The sequence below is a fragment of the Isoptericola halotolerans genome, from assembly GCF_003003075.1.
Classification (GTDB): Bacteria; Actinomycetota; Actinomycetes; order Actinomycetales; family Cellulomonadaceae; genus Isoptericola; species Isoptericola halotolerans_A.
The window spans coordinates 1-20,335 of sequence record NZ_PVTX01000016.1 but is presented as its reverse complement, the minus strand read 5'-3'; the positions used below and the strand labels follow the sequence as shown (position 1 = coordinate 20,335).

The 20,335-nt window shown below is 74.1% G+C and carries 17 protein-coding genes and 1 riboswitch; of the genes, 10 read left to right on the top strand and 7 right to left on the bottom strand.

Annotated elements, in window-relative coordinates; genetic code table 11:
* Nucleotides 1-48: 48 nt before the first annotated feature.
* Nucleotides 49-1,836, top strand: coding sequence for an ABC transporter ATP-binding protein (locus BCL65_RS17250; protein ID WP_106269757.1), 1,788 nt, complete (start codon nucleotides 49-51; stop codon nucleotides 1,834-1,836).
* Nucleotides 1,837-1,851: 15 nt separating this feature from the next.
* Here BCL65_RS17250 and BCL65_RS17245 read toward each other — a convergent pair whose 3' ends face one another.
* Nucleotides 1,852-2,121 carry an acylphosphatase gene (locus BCL65_RS17245; RefSeq protein WP_106269756.1) on the bottom strand — a complete coding sequence of 90 codons (270 nt, stop codon included), beginning with the start codon at nucleotides 2,119-2,121 and terminating at the stop codon, nucleotides 1,852-1,854.
* Between the two features lie 117 nt (nucleotides 2,122-2,238).
* On the opposite strand from BCL65_RS17245, the gene BCL65_RS17240 reads away from it, so the two are divergent.
* From BCL65_RS17240 to BCL65_RS17220, 5 genes are all read left to right on the top strand, one after another.
* Nucleotides 2,239-2,694, top strand: coding sequence for a MarR family winged helix-turn-helix transcriptional regulator (locus tag BCL65_RS17240; protein ID WP_106269755.1), 456 nt, complete (start codon nucleotides 2,239-2,241; stop codon nucleotides 2,692-2,694).
* A 34-nt stretch (nucleotides 2,695-2,728) separates the two neighbouring features.
* On the top strand, nucleotides 2,729-3,157 hold the full coding sequence (locus BCL65_RS17235) for an organic hydroperoxide resistance protein (RefSeq protein ID WP_106269754.1): 429 nt from the start codon (nucleotides 2,729-2,731) through the stop codon (nucleotides 3,155-3,157).
* 67 nt (nucleotides 3,158-3,224) lie between these two features.
* Nucleotides 3,225-5,660, top strand: a complete 2,436-nt coding sequence (locus tag BCL65_RS17230) for a beta-glucosidase (protein WP_243401159.1) — start codon at nucleotides 3,225-3,227, stop codon at nucleotides 5,658-5,660.
* A gap of 127 nt (nucleotides 5,661-5,787) precedes the next feature.
* Entirely contained in the window at nucleotides 5,788-7,197 is a 1,410-nt protein-coding gene (locus BCL65_RS17225) for a hemolysin family protein (RefSeq protein ID WP_243401160.1), read from the top strand.
* Nucleotides 7,194-8,213 (top strand): hemolysin family protein, encoded by a 1,020-nt coding sequence (locus tag BCL65_RS17220; protein ID WP_106269751.1) that lies wholly within the window; start codon nucleotides 7,194-7,196, stop codon nucleotides 8,211-8,213. Before BCL65_RS17225 ends, BCL65_RS17220 begins: the two co-directional genes overlap by 4 nt.
* On the opposite strand, the gene BCL65_RS17215 is transcribed toward BCL65_RS17220, so the two are convergent.
* The 3 genes from BCL65_RS17215 to BCL65_RS17205 all read right to left on the bottom strand — a co-directional run bounded on the left by BCL65_RS17215 (nucleotide 8,210) and on the right by BCL65_RS17205 (nucleotide 11,631).
* The gene (locus BCL65_RS17215) at nucleotides 8,210-9,019 is read right to left on the bottom strand and encodes a PucR family transcriptional regulator (RefSeq protein ID WP_106269750.1); all 810 of its coding nucleotides are present in this window, start codon (nucleotides 9,017-9,019) and stop codon (nucleotides 8,210-8,212) included. The two genes, BCL65_RS17220 and BCL65_RS17215, sit on opposite strands and share 4 nt — an antisense overlap.
* Nucleotides 9,020-9,089: 70 nt before the next feature.
* Nucleotides 9,090-10,556 (bottom strand): helix-turn-helix domain-containing protein, encoded by a 1,467-nt coding sequence (locus tag BCL65_RS17210; RefSeq protein ID WP_106269749.1) that lies wholly within the window; start codon nucleotides 10,554-10,556, stop codon nucleotides 9,090-9,092.
* A 178-nt stretch (nucleotides 10,557-10,734) separates the two neighbouring features.
* Complete coding sequence (locus BCL65_RS17205) at nucleotides 10,735-11,631, bottom strand: alpha/beta hydrolase family protein (RefSeq protein ID WP_106269748.1); 897 nt, start codon at nucleotides 11,629-11,631, stop codon at nucleotides 10,735-10,737.
* 160 nt (nucleotides 11,632-11,791) lie between these two features.
* A riboswitch (TPP riboswitch) is annotated at nucleotides 11,792-11,886 on the top strand.
* On the opposite strand from BCL65_RS17205, the gene thiD reads away from it, so the two are divergent.
* Nucleotides 11,878-12,750 (top strand): bifunctional hydroxymethylpyrimidine kinase/phosphomethylpyrimidine kinase, encoded by an 873-nt coding sequence (thiD, locus tag BCL65_RS17200; RefSeq protein WP_106269747.1) that lies wholly within the window; start codon nucleotides 11,878-11,880, stop codon nucleotides 12,748-12,750. (Overlaps the previous riboswitch by 9 nt.)
* Before the next feature lie 24 nt (nucleotides 12,751-12,774).
* On the opposite strand, the gene BCL65_RS17195 is transcribed toward thiD, so the two are convergent.
* Together BCL65_RS17195 and BCL65_RS17190 are read right to left on the bottom strand one after the other, a co-directional pair.
* On the bottom strand, nucleotides 12,775-14,169 hold the full coding sequence (locus BCL65_RS17195; RefSeq protein WP_125206580.1) for a hypothetical protein: 1,395 nt from the start codon (nucleotides 14,167-14,169) through the stop codon (nucleotides 12,775-12,777).
* 85 nt (nucleotides 14,170-14,254) lie between these two features.
* Nucleotides 14,255-14,869: a class I SAM-dependent methyltransferase gene (locus BCL65_RS17190; protein WP_165800070.1), complete on the bottom strand. Its 615-nt coding sequence runs from the start codon at nucleotides 14,867-14,869 to the stop codon at nucleotides 14,255-14,257.
* Between the two features lie 45 nt (nucleotides 14,870-14,914).
* On the opposite strand from BCL65_RS17190, the gene BCL65_RS17185 reads away from it, so the two are divergent.
* From BCL65_RS17185 to BCL65_RS17175, 3 genes are all read left to right on the top strand, one after another.
* A complete protein-coding gene (locus tag BCL65_RS17185; RefSeq protein ID WP_106269744.1) occupies nucleotides 14,915-16,768 on the top strand; it encodes an ABC transporter ATP-binding protein in 1,854 nt (617 codons plus the stop codon).
* Complete coding sequence (locus BCL65_RS17180; RefSeq protein WP_106269743.1) at nucleotides 16,765-18,603, top strand: ABC transporter ATP-binding protein; 1,839 nt, start codon at nucleotides 16,765-16,767, stop codon at nucleotides 18,601-18,603. The genes BCL65_RS17185 and BCL65_RS17180 overlap by 4 nt, the downstream gene beginning before the upstream one ends.
* A 173-nt stretch (nucleotides 18,604-18,776) precedes the next feature.
* Nucleotides 18,777-19,271: a QsdR family transcriptional regulator gene (locus tag BCL65_RS17175; protein ID WP_125206579.1), complete on the top strand. Its 495-nt coding sequence runs from the start codon at nucleotides 18,777-18,779 to the stop codon at nucleotides 19,269-19,271.
* Here the strand turns inward: BCL65_RS17175 and BCL65_RS17170 are convergent.
* Nucleotides 19,268-20,242 (bottom strand): IS481 family transposase, encoded by a 975-nt coding sequence (locus BCL65_RS17170; protein ID WP_106269288.1) that lies wholly within the window; start codon nucleotides 20,240-20,242, stop codon nucleotides 19,268-19,270. The genes BCL65_RS17175 and BCL65_RS17170 overlap by 4 nt on opposite strands.
* Between the last annotated feature and the right edge of the window lie 93 nt (nucleotides 20,243-20,335).

The window sequence follows — 20,335 nt, the reverse complement described above, 5'->3', positions numbered from 1 at the left end:
CGCGGACAGGTCGTGCGGCCCGCCGGTGTGAATCGATACGATCGGCGCATGCGCAGGAAAGCCCTTCCCCCCCCCGCCGACGCCGATCGGGTCGACGGCGCCCGCCCGGTCCGCTCGATCCTGCGCCTGCTCGGGACGCAGCGGAGGCGGCTGGCGGTCGCCCTGTACGCCTTCACGGTCAAGGAGATCCCGCTGTGGTTCCTGCCGGTCATCACCGGTGCCGTCATCGACATCGTCGCCGACGGGGGCGCTGTGACCACGGTGCTGCTCTGGTTCGCGCTCGCCGCGGTGCTGCTCGCCCAGAACTACCCCCACCACATCGTCTACACCCGCAACTTCATGACGGTGGTGCGCGGGACGGGGGCGCGGCTGCGCAACGCGCTCGTCGAGCACCTGCAGGGCCTGTCGATCGGCTACTACGCCCGCTCCAGCGCCGCGCTGGTGCAGTCCAAGGTGGTGCGGGACGTGGAGAACGTCGAGCTGATGCTCCAGCAGGTCACCCACCCGCTGCTCTCCGCGGTCATGGTGCTCGCCGGCGCGGTCACGATGACGGCGATCAAGGTGCCGGAGTTCCTCCCGGTCTACGCGCTCGCCATCCCGACGGCCCTGGTGATCCGCCGCACGATGGCGAAGCGGTCGCGGTCGCGCAACGAGCTGTTCCGCCGGGAGATGGAGACGTTCGCGACGCAGGTCGGGGAGATGGCCTCGCTCATCCCGGTCACCCGCGCCCACGGGCTCGAGCGCACCGCGACGACGCGGGTGGCTTCCGGCGCCGACGACGTGCGACGCGCGGCGTTCGACCTCGACATGCTCAACGGGCGGGTCGCGTCGGTGTCCTGGGTGGCGATGCAGTTCCTGGGGGTCTGCTGCCTGGTGCTCGCCGCCGTCGTCTCCCTGACGGGGTTCATCGTCATCAGCCCGGGTGAGGTGGTCCTGCTGTCCACGTACTTCGGGCTGCTCACGCAGGGCCTGACCCAGGTCCTCAACCTCGTACCGGTCACCGCCCGCGGCGTGGAGTCCATGCGCTCGATCGCCGAGGTCCTGGCCGAGCCCGACCTGGAGGCGAACGAGGGCAAGCGCGTCGTCGACCACGTCGAGGGCCACCTGCGCATCGAGCACGTCTCGCACCGCTACCCCGAGTCCGAGGGTGACGCGCTGCACGCGGTCGATCTCGAGGTGCGTCCCGGCGAGACGGTGGCGTTCGTCGGGTCCTCGGGCTCGGGCAAGTCCACCCTGCTCAACCTCGTCCTGGGGTTCGTGCGGCCGACCTCCGGTCGGATCCTGCTCGACGGCCAGGACATGGCGGGTCTGGACCTGCGCACCGTGCGGCGCTCGGTGTCCGTCGTGCCGCAGGAGTCCGTCCTGTTCGAGGGCACGATCCGCGACAACGTCGGCTACGGGCTCGAGGACCCGTCGGACGAGCGGATCGCCGCCGCACTGCGGGACGCGAACGCCTGGGAGTTCGTCAGCGCCCTGCCCGCGGGGTGGGACACGGTGGTCGGGCAGCGTGGAGCCCGGCTGTCCGGCGGTCAGCGGCAGCGGCTGGCGATCGCCCGAGCGCTCGTGCGCGACCCGCGCATGCTCTTCCTCGACGAGGCCACCAGCGCCCTGGACCCGGAGGCCGAGGCCACGGTGCGCGACGCGCTCGACCGCCTCATGCGGGGCCGGACGACCCTCGTCGTGGCGCACCGGCTGTCGACGATCCGGCGGGCCGACCGCATCGTGGTGCTGGACCGCGGCCGGGTGGTGGAGGTCGGCGCGCACGCCGAGCTGCTCGCCGCGGGTGGCCGGTACGCGACGCTGCACGCGGCGCAGGAGGGCGACCTCAGCGCGTAGGCCGTCGGACGGCGCTCACCGGACGGCGAACGAGCGTTCGTCGCGCAGCGGGACCTGCTCGACCTCCACGCCGGTCACGTGCGCACCGTCGGGTCCGGTGCGCAGGAGCTCGAGCACCCGGTCCACGTCGGCTCGCTCGCCCTCCAGCGCCGCCTCGAGCGTGCCGTCGGTGCGGTTGCGGACGAAGCCGGCGACGCCCGCGTCGCGGGCGGCGTGCTCGGCGGCCGCGCGGAAGCCGACCCCCTGGACGGCCCCGCGGACGAGGACATGGACCCGGATGCTCACCGCTCCACGGTAGGGCCGCCACCGGCGGCTCGCGCGCGGCGGGGGTGGCGGTGTCGCCGCTCGCCGGGCCCCGACGTTAAGTTGTGCGCAATGAGATTGCGTGCCATTGTTTTCCCCATGCCCGACGCCGGAGCCTCCGCGGCCCTGAACCCGATGCTCTGCTTCGCCGTGTACTCGCTGGAGCGCAGGATCGGGCGCATCTACCAGGAGCTGCTCGCCCCGTGGGGGCTCAGCTACACGCAGTACATCGTCCTGACGATGCTCTGGGCGAACCACGACGTCCCGCTCACCGTCGGAGAGCTCGGACGCCTGCTCGACCTGGACTCGGGCACGCTGTCGCCGCTGGTGAAGCGGCTCGAGGCGCGGGAGCTCGTCGAACGTCGGCGCACGGCGGACGACGAGCGCGTCGTGTCGGTCTCGCTGACCGAGACCGGCCGAGGGCTGCGGGCCGAGCTCGCCGACGTCCAGCGGTGCCTGGCCGAGCGAATGCCGGGTCGGCGTGACGAGGCCGAAGAGCTCCTCGCGCGCCTCCAGGAGGCGAACGACCGGCTGCCCCGCCGTATCGGGGCTTGACGCACCACCACCCACGGACGGAAGGAACTCCACCATGCCCACCTCCATCGCGTACACCGCCGAGGCGCTCTCCACCGGCGCCGGCCGTGACGGCCACGTCCGCTCCGACGACGGCCGGGTCGACCTCGACATGGCGATCCCCAAGCCCATGGGCGGCTCGGGGGACGGCTCGAACCCCGAGCAGCTCTTCGCCGCGGGGTATGCCGCCTGCTTCCACTCCGCGCTCCAGGCCGTGGCCCGCGCGCAGAAGGTGACCCTCGAGGACACCTCGGTCGGTGCCCGGGTGCACATCGGCCCGGACGACCGCGGCGGCTTCGAGCTGGCCGTGGAGCTCGAGGTCGTGGTCCCGCACCTGCCCGCCGACCAGGCCCAGGCGCTCGCGGACGCCGCCGAGCAGGTGTGCCCCTACTCGAACGCGACGCGCGGCAACATCGAGGTCAGCGTCACCGTCGTCGAGGGCTGAGTCGCGAGGTCGGACGGGCGGGCGGTCCAGGCGGTCGCCCCTCGTCCGGCCGCGTAGAGTACGGCGCGTGAATCAACGAGACGCAGGGATCGGCGCGGCCGCGCACAGCACCGACGAGCTCGCCCAGGGCCGGGTACGACTGCAGTCGCAGGACCGCTGGATCCCCGAGGGCATGGGGGAGACGTGCCGCCGTGCGGCGGCCGAGGGCGTCGTGCTGCTCAAGAACGACGACGCGCTCCTGCCTGTGGGTGGGAGCGCTACCATCGCCGTCTTCGGTCGTGTCCAGCGCGACTACTTCACGGTGGGCTACGGCTCCGGCGGGGACGTGCGCCCGCCGTACCTCTGGAACCTCCTCGACGCCCTGCGCGCCAGCGACGCCGTCGAGGTCGACGCCGAGCTCGCCGCGCGCTACGAGGCGTGGTGCGACGAGCACCCCGTGGAGGCCGATCCCGAGTGGGGCACCTGGCCCCGGTCGCACCCCGAGATGCCCCTGACGGCGGACGACGTCGCGGCGGTCGCCCGACGCACCCCGCTCGCGCTGGTGGTCGTGGGCCGGTCCGCCGGCGAGGCGCGCGAACAGGCGCTCGAGCCGGGCAGCTACCACCTCACGGACGACGAGCGCGACCTGCTGCACCACGTCTCGACCACGTTCGAGCACACGATCGTCGTCGTCGACACGGGCAACGTCATCGACCTCGCCTGGACGCGCGAGTACGACCTCGACGCCGTGCTGCTGGCGTGGCAGGGGGGCATGGAGTCCGGCCGGGCCGTCGTCGACGTGCTGACCGGCGTGGTGCCGGCCGGCGGCAAGCTCACCGCCACGATCGCGGACGCCTACGAGCACTACCCGAGCGCCGGGCACTTCGGCGGCGAGGACTTCAACGAGTACGTCGAGGACGTGTACGTCGGGTACCGGTACTTCGAGACCTTCGCGCCGGAGCACGTCCTGTACCCGTTCGGGTACGGGCTCGGCTACACCACGTTCGACGTCCGCAGCGCGGGCGTCACGCACGAGGGCGGGATCGTCGTCGTGCCCGTCGACGTCGTCAACACCGGTGCCCGCGAGGGGACGGAGGTCGCCCAGGTCTACGTCCGCGCGCCGCACGGTCTGCTGGGCCGGCCCGCCCGGCACCTGGCCGCCTTCGCCAAGACGCGGGTGCTGGCGCCCGGCGAGTCCCAGCGGCTCGAGCTGCGGTTCGACCTGGACGACGTCGCCGCCTACGACGACGCCGGGGTCACCGGTCACCGGTCGGCGTACGTCCTGGAGGCCGGGCGCTACGAGGTGCTGCTGGGCACGGACGTGCGGTCCGCGACGGTCTGCGGCGGGGTCGACGTCCCGGCACTGCGGGTCGTGCGCCGGCTCAGCGAGGTCGCGGCCGTCCAGCCGCAGCACACGTTCGAGCGGCTCGTGGCACGCACCGGGGACGACGGCGGCACGGTCGCCGGGTACGACGAGGTGCCGGCGTCCACGGTGTCCCGTCGCGACCGCGTGCTCGCGGACCTGCCCGTCCCGCTGGAGCGCACCGGGGACCGGGGCGTCACGCTCGACGACGTCGCCGGCGGCCACGCCAACCTGGACACCTTCCTCGCGCAGCTCGACGACGACGAGCTCGAGGCGCTGAGCCGCGGTGACTACGTCATGGACTCCGCGCTCGGCGCGCCGGGCAACGCCGGTGCGCTGGGCGGCACGGTCGCCTCGCTGCGGGGCAAGGGCGTGCGGGCGCTGACGACGACGGACGGCCCCGCCGGGATCCGGCTGGCCACCTACACCTCGCTGCTGCCCAGCGGGACGGCGCTGGCGTCCACCTGGAACCCCGCCCTGGTCGAGCGGCTCAACACGCTGCTGGCCCAGGAGATGGCGGTCAAGGGCTCGCACGTGCTGCTCGCCCCGGGCATGAACATCCAGCGCGACCCGTTGTGCGGGCGCAACTTCGAGTACTTCTCCGAGGACCCGTTGCTGACGGGGATCATGGGTGCGGCGACGGTCCGCGGGATCCAGCACGACGGGCTGGCCGCGTGCCCGAAGCACTTCGCGGCGAACAACCAGGAGACCAACCGCGAGCACAACGACTCGCGGGTCTCCGAGCGTGCGCTGCGGGAGATCTACCTGCGCGGCTTCGAGATCTGCGTCACGACCGCCGCGCCGCGGACGATCATGACCTCGTACAACAAGATCAACGGCACCTGGGGCCACTACCACCACGACCTGGTCACGACGGTGCTGCGCGGCGAGTGGGGCTTCGACGGCGCGGTGATGACCGACTGGTGGCTGCGCGAAGCCGTCGACCCGGACTTCCCGCAGCTGCGCAACGACGCCTACCGGGTGCGCGCGCAGGTCGACGTCAACATGCCGGGAGCCTGGGGGCGGGAGGTCCAGACCGGCGACGGGTCGCTGCTGGAGTCGCTCGGGACGCCGGACGGGATCACGCTCGGCGAGCTCCAGCGGACGGCGCGCAACGTCCTGCGCCTGGTGCTGTCGGTCCGGGCGCAGGAGCGCGGCTGAGCTAGGATCCTGCCCAGACGACACCGCTGGGAGGCGTAGAACGTACCGTGAGCAAGCCTGCGACATCCGCAGACAGCGACGATAGGCCGGGCACCGCCGGCGCCTGGACCGACGGCGGTGCCCGTTGCTGATCACCGTGGCCACGTTGCTCCTCGGCTTCGTGGTCATCGCCGTGGTGATCGCGGCGAACGGCTACTTCGTGGCCCAGGAGTTCGCCTACATGTCGGTGGACCGCTCACGGCTCGGCGCCCAGGCCGACGCCGGTGACGCCACCGCGGCGCGCGCCCTGGCCGTGACGCGCCGGACCTCGTTCATGCTCTCCGGGGCACAGCTCGGCATCACCGTCACCGGCCTGATGGTCGGGTACGTCGCCGAGCCGCTGGTCGGCGAGAGCCTCGCCGAGATCCTCGGCGTCGTGGGCGTCCCCGCGGGGGTGAGCATCGCGGCCGGGACGGTGCTGGCGCTCGCCGCCTCGACCGTGCTGCAGATGATCTTCGGCGAGCTGTTCCCGAAGAACCTGGCGATCGCGGACCCCGAGCCCCTGGCGCGTCGGCTCGCCCGGTCGACGCAGATCTACCTCGCGGCCTTCGGGTGGCTGATCACGGTGTTCGACCACGCCGCCAACGCGCTGCTGCGGCTGATCCGGATCGAGCCGGTGCACGACGTGGACTCCAGCGCGACGGCGCGCGACCTCGAGCACATCGTGGCGGACTCGCGCCAGAGCGGCGACCTGCCCGAGGACCTGTCGATGATGCTCGACCGGATCCTCGACTTCCCGGGGCGCGACGTCGAGCACGCGATGGTGCCGCGCTCGCGGGTGGACTCCGTCGACGAAGATGCCACGGTCGGTGAGGTCCGGGCCCTCATGGCGGCGGCGCACACGCGGTACCCGGTGACCTCGGCCGAGGACCAGCCGGTCGGCGTCGTGCATCTCCTGGACGTGCTGGCGGCGCCCGACGAGGACCTGCCGGTCTCACGGATCATGCGGCCGGCCATCGTCGTACCGACGCTGATGAGCCTGCCGGACGCCCTGGCGGAGCTCTCCGCGGAGCACGACGAGCTGGCGTGCGTCATCGACGAGTACGGAGGCTTCGCGGGGATCCTGACGCTCGAGGACCTCGGCGAGGAGATCGTCGGCGAGCTCACCGACGAGCACGACGTCGACGCCGACGAGGTCGTCGAGCCCGACGGCCCGCACGCATGGCGGATGGACGGTGACGTCCACCTCGACGAGGTCGAGCGTGCCATCGGTCACGACCTGCCGCGCGGCGACTACGAGACGCTCGCCGGTCTGCTGATCGCCTCGTCCGGGGGTCTGCCCGAGGTCGGGGAGTCGATCGACGTCCAGCTGCCGGTCGACCCCGCGGACCTGGCCCTGGAGGAGCCGGTCCGGCGCCTGCTGCACGCCGAGGTGCTCGAGGTCGACCGACGGGTGCCGGCCGTGGTCCGCGTGTCGCTGGACGCTCCCGGCGACGGTGAGGGTGACGGTGAGCGCGACCCTGACGGTGACCGTGACGGACGGGAAGGTGCCCGATGAGTGACGCGTGGATCGTCGTCCTGGCCACGACGGGGCTCATCGCGCTCAGCGCGTTCTTCGTCGTCATCGAGTTCGCGCTCCTGGGCGCTCGGCGGCATCGCCTGGAGGAGGTCGCGGCGTCGAGCCGTGGCGCTCGATCAGCCCTGCGGGCCTCCCACGAGCTGACCGTGATGCTCGCGGGCGCTCAGCTCGGCATCACGGCGTGCACCTTCGCGCTCGGTGCCGTGACGAAGCCGGCGGTCGACTACTGGCTCGCGCCGATCCTCGCGTCCTGGGGGCTGCCCGGCTGGTTGGCGGACTCCGCCTCGTTCGCCTTCTCGCTCCTGCTGGTGACGTTCCTGCACCTGGTGGTGGGGGAGATGGCACCCAAGTCGTGGGCGATCGCCCACCCGGAGCGAGCGGCGATCCTCGTCTCCCCGCCGGCGCGTGCGTTCGTGTGGGTGTTCCGCCCGCTGCTGCTGTGGATCAACCAGGTCGCCAACCGGCTGGTGTCGGCAACCGGTGTGCGGCCGGTGGACCGGGCAGCCGTCGGCGGGCAGGACGCGGCGACGATCCGCCATCTCGTGGAGCACTCGGCCGAGGTCGGGACGATTGACGCCTCGATCCGCAGCCCGCTGTCCGGGGCGCTGGACCTCACGGCCCGGCCGGTCTCGTCGTTCCTGACGCCCGGTGCGCCCGTGACGGCCGTCCCGCCGACGGCGACGGTGGCCGACATCCAGGAGATATCGCGGGCATCCGGGCACCTGCGGGTCCTGGTCCGGGCCGACGGCGGCGGTGCGCCGGACGTCGTGCACGTTCGGGACACGCTCCTCGAGCCGCTCGACCGCCGGGCACGTGAGCTGGCGCGGCCCGCCCACGTCGTGCGACCTGACCTGCCGGTGCACGAGGCGCTGACCGGGATGCGACGCGCCGGCGAGCAGCTCGCCGTGGTGATGGACGGGCCGCTTCCGCTCGGCGTGGTCACCCTCGAGGACGCGTTGCGCCACGTGATCCCGGGCTCCAGCTCCGGCTCCTAGCTGCAGCCGTCGCGCCCCGCGGGGTCGGACGCCGCGGGACCAGGCCCGGCGTGCAGGGCGTGCAGGGCGAGCGTGAGATCGACGAGGTCCCGCGGGCGGTCCACGCGGCGTCCGGTGAGGTGTTCGATCCGGCGCAGGCGGTTGGTCACGGTGTTGCGGTGGCAGCCGAGCCGTCGCGCCGCCTCCTGAGCCGAGCCGTCGGTGGCCAACCAGACCGCGAACGTGTCCAGCAGGGTCTCCCGGTCGTGGCCGGCGCGGCCGAGCGGGCCCAGCACCTGGTCACGGACCTGGCGGGCGAGGGTCGGGTCGACGCTCAGCAGCGCCGCCGGCAGGTGGTCGGCCAGGCGGACCGCTCCGCCGCACGGCGGGCACAGCCCCAGGGCCGTCTCGGCCTGCCGGCGGCTGTCGGCGAGGGCGGTCAGCCCGTCCACGGGCATCCCGACGCCGAGGCGCACCCCGGCGGGCAGCGGGCCGAGCTCGGCCGGCCCCGCGGCGTCGGAGCCGGCGTCGAGCAGGACGATCCCGAGCTCGACGGGCTGCGAGCTGTGCCAGTGCACCCGGGCGGCGCGGCGGGCGACCGTCGCGCGGCCGGCCGCGCGAGCTGCCGGACCTCGTCCCTCGAGCGCGACCACCTGGTAGCGGCCCGCGACCGGCATGGCGAGCGCGGCCGCGGTCGGCCGCAGCTCGGCCAGCAGGCAGGAACCGTCCAGCAGGGCGGAGACGGCGCGGTGCCGTGACCAGAGGCTGTCGCGCGGGGCACCGGCGCGCGGGGCAGGCGGCGCGGTCAGGGCGGTGACGTCGGACATGGATCCTCCTCGCGGACGACCCCGGCGTCGTCCCACCAGGCGACAGCATGACATACCGCCTGGTCGGTCTCTAGGGCGAGGCCGGCCCCGTGGCCGGGGGTACCTGCCGCGCGAGCTCCACGCGCGAGCGGACACCGAGGGCGACGAAGATGTTGCGCAGGTGGCAGTCGACCGTCCGGACGCTCACCGACAGGCGTTCGGCGATCTCGCGGTTCGTGTCCCCGGCGGCGACGCGGCGGGCGATCCGCAGCTGGTGCGGCGTGAGGCCGGTCAGGTCCCCGGGAGCCGGGCGGTGCTGCGCACCCCCGGCGGCCCGCAGCTCGGTGCGCGTGCGGTCCGCCCACGGGTCGGCGCCGGCGCGCTCGAAGAGCCGCAGGGCGTCGCGCAGGCGGTCCCGGGCATCGCTCGGACGACGACGGCGACGCAGCCGGCTCCCGTGCAGCAGCAGCGTCCGCGCGGCCTCGAAGGTGCCGCCGGACGCGAGGTGCGCCACGTGCGCCTCGTGGAACCGTGCGTCCGCCTCGGCGTCGGAGGCGGCGAGCAGGGCGGCGCAGCGCAGCAGCAGGGCCGGCGACTGCGGGTCGGACGCGGACCGTCCCCACGCGGTGAGCTCGGGCAGCGCGGCCCGAGCCGTGGCGCGGTCACCCGCGCCGACGGCTGCCTCGACGAGCGTCGGCAGCACCAGGCCGCGCAGGGCGAAGTGGGCCCCGCCGTCGGACGGGGCCAGGAGCGTCACGAGCCGGCCGGCCGCGTCGGCGGGCCGGCCCTCGACGAGCTCGGCCCGGGCGAGCGCCCACTCGGCCAGGGTGACGGGCTGGGCGAGCCCGTGGCGGCGTGCCGTCGCCAGGGCGGTCGTGGCGTGCCGCGTCACGTCGCTCAGCGGTCCCTGGACCGACGCCGTCAGGGCCAGCACGGCGTGGTGGTGGGCAGCGGTGTTGGCGCGCGACGACCGCTGCGCCGCACGCAGCCCGGCCAGGGCGTGCTCGCGCGCCTCGGCGTGTCGTCCGGCCCTCAGCTCGGCGTAGGCCAGGTGCTCCGCGGCCCGGGCGACCAGCGCGTCGTCGCCGGCCGCCCGGGCGGCGGCCAGCGCGCGCGAGCCCGCACGGCAGGCGTCCGGGACGTCACCGGTGAGCAGCGCCGCGGCCGCCGCGAGCAGCAGAGCCTCGGGCTCGTGCCCGGTGAGCGCCGTGCGCACCACGCGCCGCAAGGGTCCGGCGGCCTCCGCGGAGCGGCCGCGCAGCAGCGCCAGCAGACCGGCGACGTAGTCCTGCGCCGTGCCGTCGGGTGCCCCGAGCGGTGCCCCGTCATCGGGCAGCCCGGCCGCGGCGGTCAGCGCCTCGACGCACGCGGTGCGGTCCCCGGCGGTCCATGCGGCCGCGGCGGCGGCCTGGACGGCGGTCAGCGCCGGCCCGGGTTCTGCGACGAGCGCCGAGCGCGCCAGGCGGAGGCTGGCGTAGGCGTCGAGCGCGGGGCCGTCGGCCTGGAGGCGTAGCCCACGGGCGAGCTCGGTCCGCCCACGTGCCGCTGTGCTCTGCATGCCGTGAGGCTAGGACTGCCGGTCGCCGGCGCCACCGCTGCGTGTGCCGGCTCACCGGGGTCGTGCGGCAACGGTGTGCCGCGGCACAGGGCATATTGCACACACCGGCGGGCGGACGCACCGGTGCGTCCGCCCGCCGCCGGGCCCGGTCGCCCGTCCCGGCCCGGTCAGGGCCCGCTCAGAACGGGCACGAGCTCTCGTACTTCTCGACGTCCGAGAGCCACCCCGTCGACGGACCGGGGCAGAGGAACGGCGTGTACCGCGTGTCGTCGTCCACGAACCGCTTGAGCCAGGAGATCGAGTACTTCGCGATCGTGGTGTTGGAGGTGTTGGGTGCGAAGTGGCTGGCCCCGTCGAGCTCGAGGTACGCCTTGGGCAGGTCCTGCTCGAAGGACTCGTAGAACGGCTCGGCGTGCGTCTCGTGGCGGGCGACGGAGTCGTTCTCCGCCGCGAAGATCAGCGTCGGGGTGCTCACCGACGACCAGTCCTTCTGCGGGTGCCACGGGGTCATGGGGATGGCGGCCTTGATGTCGGGGTTGTCGTCCACGGCGCGCAGGGTGCCCCCGCCACCCATCGAGTGGCCCATCAGCGCGAGCCGGTCGGCATCGATGCGGTCCGCCACCGGGCTCGAGGCGGTGAGGTAGTCGAGAGCGGCCTGGAGCTGGCGGGCCCGGGAGTCGGGCTGGTCGTAGATCGAGTTCGTGGCCATCGTCAGGACCACGAAGCCCTGGGACGCGAGGCGGGGGCCGAGCCACGCGACGGTGCTCTCCGTGCCGGTGTACCCGGGCGAGATCACCACGGCTCCGAAGTCGCCGTCGCTGGTCGTGGTCGGGTAGTAGATCGTCCCGCCACCGAACCCGGAGACCCAGCGCGAGACGGAGCGCTCGGAGACCGCATAGCTGCCGCGGAGCGCCTCGATGCTGGACTCGGTCGGGTCCGGGCCCCGCTCGTGGGGGTTGTCCGCGCCGTGCGCGGCCGGGCCGGCCGCGATGCCGACCCCCACGGCGACGGCGAGCGAGGCCAGGACGGCGGTGACCCGCTGCCGGGTCTTCGAGGTGCTGATGGAGTGCTGCATCGTTCGTCCTCTCTGACGGGGCTCCTCGACGGAGCCGTGTTGCTGCCCGGCCAGCGTGCGGGGCGCACGGGCACGGCGGCATCGGCAGGATCGCCGGTCCGTCACCGTCGAGACCGGGCCGAGACACCGTCTCAGGCCGTGGCGGCGGCCGGTACCGTGTCCTCACGACACGGGGTGCGCCCACCGGGAGCTGAGATCACACCCGTCGAACCTGATGCAGTCCGCACTGACGAAGGGATGTCGCCCATGCCGTCGACCCTGCCCGCCGCCGCCCGCCCACCGTGGCGACCCCGTCCCGTCCCGCGCGTGCTGTCCGTCGCGGGCTCGGACCCGTCCGGCGGTGCCGGGGTCCAGGCGGACCTGAAGGCGGTGGCGGCGGCCGGCGGCTACGGGATGGCCGCGGTCACGGCGCTGACCGCGCAGAGCACCCGCGGGGTCAGCGCGGTGCACGTGCCACCGCCGTCGTTCCTCGCCCAGCAGCTCGACACGCTCCGTGCCGACGTCGCGATGGACGGGGTCAAGATCGGGATGCTCGCGTCGGCCGAGGTGGCGGAGGTGGTCGCCCGGTGGCTGGACGGCAGCGGACCGGCGGGTCGTCCGCCCGTGGTCGTCGACCCCGTCATGGTCGCCACCTCGGGCGACCGCCTGCTGGAGCCCGCCGCCGAGGACGCGGTGCGCGGGCTGCTCGACCGTGCGGACGTCGTCACGCCCAACGTGCCGGAGCTCGCCGTCCTCCTGGGCGACGCCGACGCGCCGTCGTGGGACGGTGTGCTCGACCAGGCGCTCCGGCTGGCCGACCGGCACGACGTGCTCGTGGTGGCCAAGGGGGGCCACCTCGCGGGCGACGAGGTCCCGGACGCACTCGTCGGGCCGCGCGGCGTCGTGGCCGAGCTCCCGGGGCAGCGCGTGCGGGTCTCGAGCACGCACGGCACGGGGTGCTCGCTGTCCAGCGGGCTGGTCACCCGGTACGCCCGGCACGGCAGCTGGGAGCGGGCGCTGCGAGAGACCAAGTCCTGGCTGGCGGGGGCCATCACCGCGGGTCCCGCCCTCGAGGTCGGCGGCGGTCGCGGACCGGTCGACCACTTCTGGGCCTTGCGCGAGGCGCTCGTCGAGGGGTGACGGCCGGCGGTGCCCGGTCGGCCGTCAGTCGAACAGGTCGCCGAGGTCGCCGATCTCGTCCAGGATGCCGCCGAGCACCATGCCGCCCAGGACGGCGCCGAACGCCCCCGAGCCCGCGCGTCCGGCCGGTGCGGACCGTCGGGCGTCCCACGGCTGGTGGCGGCCGGCGTGCGAGACGTCGCGGCGGGCGAGATCGGCGGCCTCCGCGGCCAAGGCTGCGGACCGGCGGGCCTGGTCGACCGCGGACTCGGCATGGGTGGCGTTCCGTGCCGCGGTGAGCTCACGCTCCGCCTCGGCGAGCCGGGTGCGCGCGTCGGGACCCACCGGCGCGCGGTAGTCGTCCACGAGGGCACGGGCCGCAGCCACCTGGCGGGCCGCGTCGTCGAGGGCGGGGCCGCGCTGCGCCGAGGCTCGCCGGGACCGCTCGTCCTGCTCGATCCGGTCTCGCACGGCGTCGTCCAGGGCGGTGTTGGCCTGCCGCAGCCGGGTCAGGGCGGCGACGGGGTCGGTGGGATCCCCGGGCCCCGGCAGCGTCCGCAGGGCCTCCTCGAGGGCGTCGGCCGCGAGGTCGACGGCCCCCCGACGCCGGGCCGCCGGCATGGCGCGCGCCTGGGCGAGCTCGGTGCGCGACTCGGCGACGAGCGCCCCGAGAGCGGCTTCGGCCTGCAGCGCCTCGGCCTCGAAGCCGTCGACGGCGGCGAGCAGACCCTCGGCGCGCAGCACGGACTCCTCGGCGGCCCGCGTTCCGGCCACGGCCTCTGCGACCTGTTGCGAGGCGAGCCGGCGGCGGGCGGCGGCCGCACTGCGGGCGGCGAAGTCCAGCAGCCGGCCCGCCTGCGCCGGGTTGTCCGCCACGGGCGCGAGCGCGTGGTCCGTGTAGTCGGTGCGCAGCCGCTCGACGTCGGCGCGGGCCGGCCCGATGGCCTCTCGCACGGCCGCGACGCGCGCCTCGACCCGGTCGATCGCCTCCGGCGTCGAGCGGGCGGCGCGACGCCGGTCCGCCAGCCCGGCGTCGAGGTCGTCGAGCGCCGCTCCGGCGGTGCGGCACAGCTCCACGATGCGACCCGACCACTCGCGGCGCTCCACGTCGGTGTCGGGTACGTGGTCGTGCAGGAGCTGGTTGAGGTGGAACGCCTCGCGCAGGTGCTCGCGCGCCCGCCGCAGCGCCGGGCCGGCCTCGGCGGTGGCCGGCTCGCCGAGCTCCGCCACGGCGAAGGACAGCTCGTCCTCGGCCAGCCGGGCGCGCTCGTCGGTCCCGACCAGCGCCGACCCGGCCGCCGTGGCGAGCCGGTCGAGCTCGGTCCGGTCCGCCTCGCGCCGCCGCTCCCGCCGGCGTCGCCCGCGGAGCACGAGCGCCAGCCCCGCCACGACCACCAGCACCACGCCCGTCACCACACCGACCAGCTGCACGCCATCCATGCCGGGCATCGTACGGGCTGGGGTGACGCCGGGCTCCGACGGTTCAGCGGGACAGCGGCACCGATGGTCCGACAGCGTCAAGAGCTCAGCGCAGCCTGCGCGCGACGACCTCGAAGGTGTGCCAGTGCTTCGTCCCACCGAACGCGGGGCCGTCGTGCTCCCGCTCGTCGACGACCAGCACGTCCAGGCCGTCGAGCAGCCGGTCGACCTCCGCCCAGGGGTGGAAGGTCAGCACGTCCGCCATGGCCGGGTCCGTCGCCCAGCCGTCGCGCTCGCCGAAGAGCGTGACCCCGAGCCAGCCGCCCGGTGCGAGCGCGGCGCGGACGCCGTCCCAGACGCGGGCGAACTGCGACGGCGGCACGAAGGGCAGGGCGTAGGAGGCGTGGACCAGGTGGGCGCCCGGGAGCGGGAACACGTCCTGGACGGCGGCGACCCGCACCTGCAGGCCCGCCCGGAGCGCCGGGGGGACCTGACGCGGCACCAGGTCCGCCGTCGCCGGCGCCGGGTCCACGGCGAGCACCCGCCATCCCGCGCGCACGAGCGCCGCGGCCTCCACCCCGCTGCCGGCGCCGAGGTCGACGGCCTGCCGGCCCGCACCCTCCCCGGCGCGCGCGAGCAGGTCGCGGCACAGCTGCCGCGGCGCGCGCCCCACCTGGTCGGCGTTGTACAGGTCCCAGTGCGCGAGGTCGAATCGGGTCACCCGCAGATCATGCCCCGGGCAAGCATGTCGGTGCTCGGTGGGAGAATGGCGGCGATGCCACCCGTCCCGCCAGAACGTCCCGCGCCCGCGGGTTCCCAGCTCGGCACGATCGCCTCGGTGCTGCGGCTGCTGCCCGCCGTCCGTCCGGCGCTGCCGCGCCTCGTCGCCGGGCTCCTCGCCTCCCTCGGCGCGAGCCTCGCCGCGCTCGCCATCCCGCGCGTGCTCCAGCGCCTCGTGGAGGGCCCGCTCGCGCAGGGCGTCGCCGCCCACGACTACGCGGCGCTCCTCTGGCCGACGCTGGCCGTCCTCGGCCTCGGCGTGACCGAGGCGGGGCTCATCCTGCTGCGCCGCAACCTCGTGATGTACCCCGGCACCCGGGTCGAGGCCGCGTTGCGCACGCAGCTGTTCCGCCACCTGCAACAGCTCCCCGCGGCGTTCCACGACCGGTGGTCCGGCGGCCAGCTGCTGAGCCGCTCGATGGGGGACCTGGGCCTGCTGCGACGGTGGCTCGTCTTCGGGCTGCTGCAGCTCGTGGTCAGCACGGTGACGATCGCCGTGGGTGTCGCGCTCCTCCTGGCCACCGCGGGCTGGCTGGGCCTGGTCTACCTCGCCGGCGCGATCCCGGTGACGATCATCGCCTTCCGCTTCTCGCGGCGCTACCGCGTGATCGCCCGGCTCTCGCAGGACCAGTCCGGCGACCTCGCCAACACCGTCGAGGAGTCGGTGCACGGCATCCGCGTGCTCAAGGCCTTCGGCCGCGGTGAGGACGCGCTCGAGTCGTTCTCGGGGCAGGCCGAGGAGCTGCGTCGCACGGAGATCCGCAAGGCCGGCAACCAGGCGACCGTCACCACCGCGCTGCAGCTCATCCCCGAGCTGACGCTCGCCGTGTGCCTGGTGCTCGGGGTGTGGCAGGCGGCCGAGGGGCAGCTCAGCGTGGGGGCGCTCGTCGCGTTCTTCCTCACCGCGGCCGTCGTCAACGGACCCGTCGTCGACCTCGGCATGACGCTGTCCATGACGCTCAACGCCCGCACCGCCGTGGACCGCTACTTCGAGGTCATGGACACCCCCAACCCGTTGACCGACCCCGTCGACCCCGTCGAGCTGGGCGAGGGCCGCGGACACGTCGTCCTGCGCGACGTGGGCTTCCGGTACGACGACGCCCAGGAACCCGTGCTCGCCGGCGTCGACCTCGAGCTGCCCGCCGGCACCACGACGGCGCTCGTCGGGCTGACCGGGTCCGGCAAGTCCACCCTCGCGATGCTGGTCCCGCGCCTCGCCGACGTCACCACGGGCGCCGTGGAGATCGACGGGCACGACGTGCGCCACCTGCGCCGCCACGACGTACGCCGGGCCGTCGCCGTCGCCTTCGAGGACCCCACCCTGTTCTCGGCGTCGGTACGGGACAACGTGCTCCTCGGCGTCGACGACGACCTGCCCCCCGAGGCGCGCGAGGAGCGGCTGCACGAGGCCGCCGAGGTCGCCCAGGCCGGGTTCGTCCACGACCTGCCGCACGGCGTCGACACGCGCATCGGCGAAGAGGGCCTCTCCTTGTCCGGCGGCCAGCGCCAGCGTCTCGCCCTCGCCCGGGCCGTCGCCGCGCGGCCCCGGGTGCTCGTCCTGGACGACCCGCTCTCCGCTCTGGACGTGACCACCGAGGAGGCCGTCACGGCCCGGCTGCGCCAGGTGCTCGAACGCACCACCAGCCTCATCGTCGCCCACCGGCCGTCCACGGTGGCGCTCGCGGACCGGGTGGCCGTCCTCGCCGAGGGGCGCATCCGGGCGGTGGGCACGCACCGAGAGCTCCTCGCCGCCGACGACCACTACCGCTACGTCATCGCCTCGCTCGAGGCGGACTGGCAGAGCAGCGAGCACGACCACGAGCCGGAGGCGACCCGATGACCGCGACGTCCAGCACGCCACCGGCCCGCCCGGACCCTCGCGACGTCCACGCCGACGACGCGGCGCTCCTCGACCGGACGACGTCGCGCGCGGTGCGACGCCGTTCGTTGCGGCTCCTCGGCGAGCTGCTGCGCCCGCGGTGGCGCCCGCTCGCCTGGGCCGGGTTGCTGATCGTGGTCGGGACGCTGGGCCAGGTGGCCGGGCCGCTCCTGGTCCAGGCGGCGATCGACACCGCGCTGCCGGCGCTCCGGGACGGCGACCCCGCTCGCCTCGCGGCGATCGGCGGCGCCTACGTCGCGGCCGCGGTGCTGGGTGGGATCTGCGCCGGTGCCTACGTCCGGGCCGCGGCCCGCGTCGCCCAGAGCGTGCTGCTCGAGCTGCGTCGTCGGGTGTTCCGGCACACCCAGCGCCTCTCGCTCGAGTTCCACGAGTCGTACACCTCGGGACGCGTCATCAGCCGCCAGACCTCGGACCTGGAGGCGCTCCGCGAGCTCTTCGACGGGGGGCTGACGGGCGTCGTGTCCTCCCTCATGCTCATGGTGTTCACCGGGGCGGCGCTCTTCGTCGTGGACTGGCGGTCGGGCCTGGTGCTGACGGCCGCCCTCGTCCCCGCCTGGTTGCTGACCCGCTGGTTCCAGCGACGTTCGCAGCGCCACTACCGCGAGCAGCGCAGCGCCTCGGCACGGCTCATCGTGAAGTTCGTCGAGACGATGACGGGGATGCGGGCGGTGCAGGCGTTCCGGCGTGAGCCCACCACCCAGGCCGAGTACGCCCGCCTCGGCGAGGAGTACCGCGACGCGAACCTGCGAATCTTCGGCGTCAACGGCCGCTACCAGCCGGGACTCGTGCTGATCGGCAACGTCACGGTGGCGGCGGCGCTCGCCTACGGCGGGTGGCGCGTCTTCGAGGGACAGCTCGAGCTCGGCGCGCTGGTCGCCGTGCTGCTGTACGTCAAGCGCTTCTTCCAGCCCATCCAGCAGCTCGGCATGTTCTACAACGCCCTCCAGTCCGCCGTGGCCGCGCTGGAGAAGGTGTCCGGGCTGCTCGCCGAGGAACCGACCGTCGCCGAGCCGCAGCGTCCGACGCCGCTGCGCAAGGCCCGCGGCGAGGTGCGGCTCGCGGACGTCACCTTCCGGTACGGCGCGGGGCCGGTGGTGCTGCCCGGGCTGGACCTGACGATCCCCGCCGGGCAGACCGTCGCGCTCGTGGGCTCCACGGGGGCGGGGAAGTCGACGCTGGCCAAGCTCGTCACGCGGTTCTACGACGCGAGCGACGGACGGGTGCTGCTGGACGGCGTGGACGTGCGAGACCTGTCCACGCCCGACCTGCGGCGGGCGGTGGTGATGGTGACGCAGGAGGCGTACCTCTTCAGCGGCACGGTGCGGGAGAACATCGCGCTGGGCCGCCCGGACGCCACCGACGAACAGGTCGAGGCGGCCGCCCGTGCGGTCGGTGTGCACGACGTGGTCACCAGCCTGCCCGACGGCTACGACACCGAGGTGAACAAGCGGGGCGGTCGCGTGTCCGCGGGGCAGCGCCAGCTCCTCAGCTTCGCCCGCGCCTTCCTCGCGGACCCCGCGGTGCTGGTGCTCGACGAGGCGACGAGCTCGCTCGACGTCCCGGGGGAGCGGTGGGTCCAGCGCGGTCTGCAGACGCTGCTCGCGGACCGGACGGCCATCATCATCGCCCACCGGCTCTCGACGGTCGCCATCGCGGACCGCGTGCTCGTCATGGAGGGCGGGCGCGTCGTCGAGGACGGGACACCGCAGGAGCTCGTGGCGCAGCGGGGCCGGTTCGCCGCCCTCGACGCGGCGTGGCAGGAGTCGCTCGTCTGACCTTCTCCGCGCCAGACCGACCGGACGGTATGCTGTGCGTCCGTCCAGAGAAGGGGTGCGACACCGTGGTCGACGTCCGAGAGAGACCGAGCGGCACCCGAGGCCGCGTCATCACGTACCCGGTCGCGCTGCGCGCTGCCAGACGGCGGTTCGCGGCGTCCGGGGGACTGGCGATGGATCAGCTCACCGAGGACCTGTGGGTCAGCAGGGCGACGCTGTACCGGGTCGTCGGCAGCCGGGACCGCCTCCTCGGTGACGTGCTGTGGCAGCTCGCGGCACGGACCCTGGACCGCGCACGCCAGGAGGCGGACGACGCGGCCAGGACGGGCGTCGGTCGTCTGCTGGCGATCGCCCAGCGGTTCGACGACGAGGTCAGGCTCGACGAGCCGCTGCAGAAGTACCTCGCCGTCGATCCCGTCGACGCCACCCGGGTCCTGTTCGGCGCCACGGCACGGGTGCACGTGCGCAACGTCGAGGCGTGGGCGGCGCTCATCCGCCGCGAGCAGGAGTCCGGCGCGCTGGGCCCCTTGCAGTTCTCGGTGGCCGAGACCGCCTTCGCCTTCGTCCGCATCGGCGAGTCGGTCCTGTTCGGCTCGATGCTCGCCGGGATCGAGCCCGACAGGCGCCTCGGCGAGCACCTGCGCCGGACGGTCCTGCCGATGGGCTAGGTGTACTGACTCGGGACGTTGTTGATTCGGTCGATGGGGCGTAGGCCGCCGATGCCGGTGTGGGGTCGTTCCAGGTTGTAGTGGTCGAGCCAGATCGGCAAGGCGCGGGCGCGCTCGGAGTTGGAGTCGTAGGCCCGGGCGTAGGCCCATTCGGTGGCCAGGGTCCGGTTGAGGCGTTCGGCCTTGCCGTTGGTCCAGGGGCAGTGCGGCTTGATGAACTTCAACCGGATGCCCAGGCCGGCTGCGGCGTCGCGGAACGCGTGTGACTGGCGGTAGTTCTTCGCGTTGTCGCTCAAGACCCGTTCGATGGTGATGCCGTGGGCGGCGTAGAACGCCGTGGCCCGGGCCAGGAACCCGGCGCAGGTCGTGCCCTTCTCATCGTCGTGGATCTCCGCGTAGGCCAGCCGGGAGTGGTCATCGATCGCGGTATGGACGTAGTCGAACCCGAGCCCTCGCTTGCGGTGCGGGCGCTGCCCGCGCCCATGAACCTTCCACCCGCCGCCATCGGGGATGCGGCCGAGCTTCTTGACGTCGATGTGCACCAGCGATCCCGGATGCGGGTGCTCGTAGCGGCGCGGCGTTCGCCGCGAGGCGCGGATCACTTGCCCGGTGAGCGGGTCGCACTCGTGCAACAACGGCGTGTGGTGGCGGGCCAGAACACGCCCCACGGTGGAGGCTGGCACCCCGACCCGGCGAGCCAGATCCACCGGACCACGGCGGGCCAGGTGCCGCCAGATCCGGATCCTGGCCTCAGTGCACGCGTGGGTGCGATGCGGGCACGAGCGCGGCCGTGAGGAGCGATCCACCAGACCCGCCCGACCCTGCTGCTCGTAGCGGCGCCACCACCGCCACGCCGTGGTGCGCGAGACACCCATCTCAGCCGCGACGTGCGCCACCGGGCGACCTGCCGCGATCCGCCGGACCATCGTGAATCTTCCAGCAGGCGTCAGCCGGGCGTTAGCGTGGGACACGAGAGACCTCCGTTGGTACGAGCCGGGTTCCTAGACAGCTCCCACTCGACCCGGAGGTCTCTCGCTATGTCAACAACCTGCCGGGTCAGTACA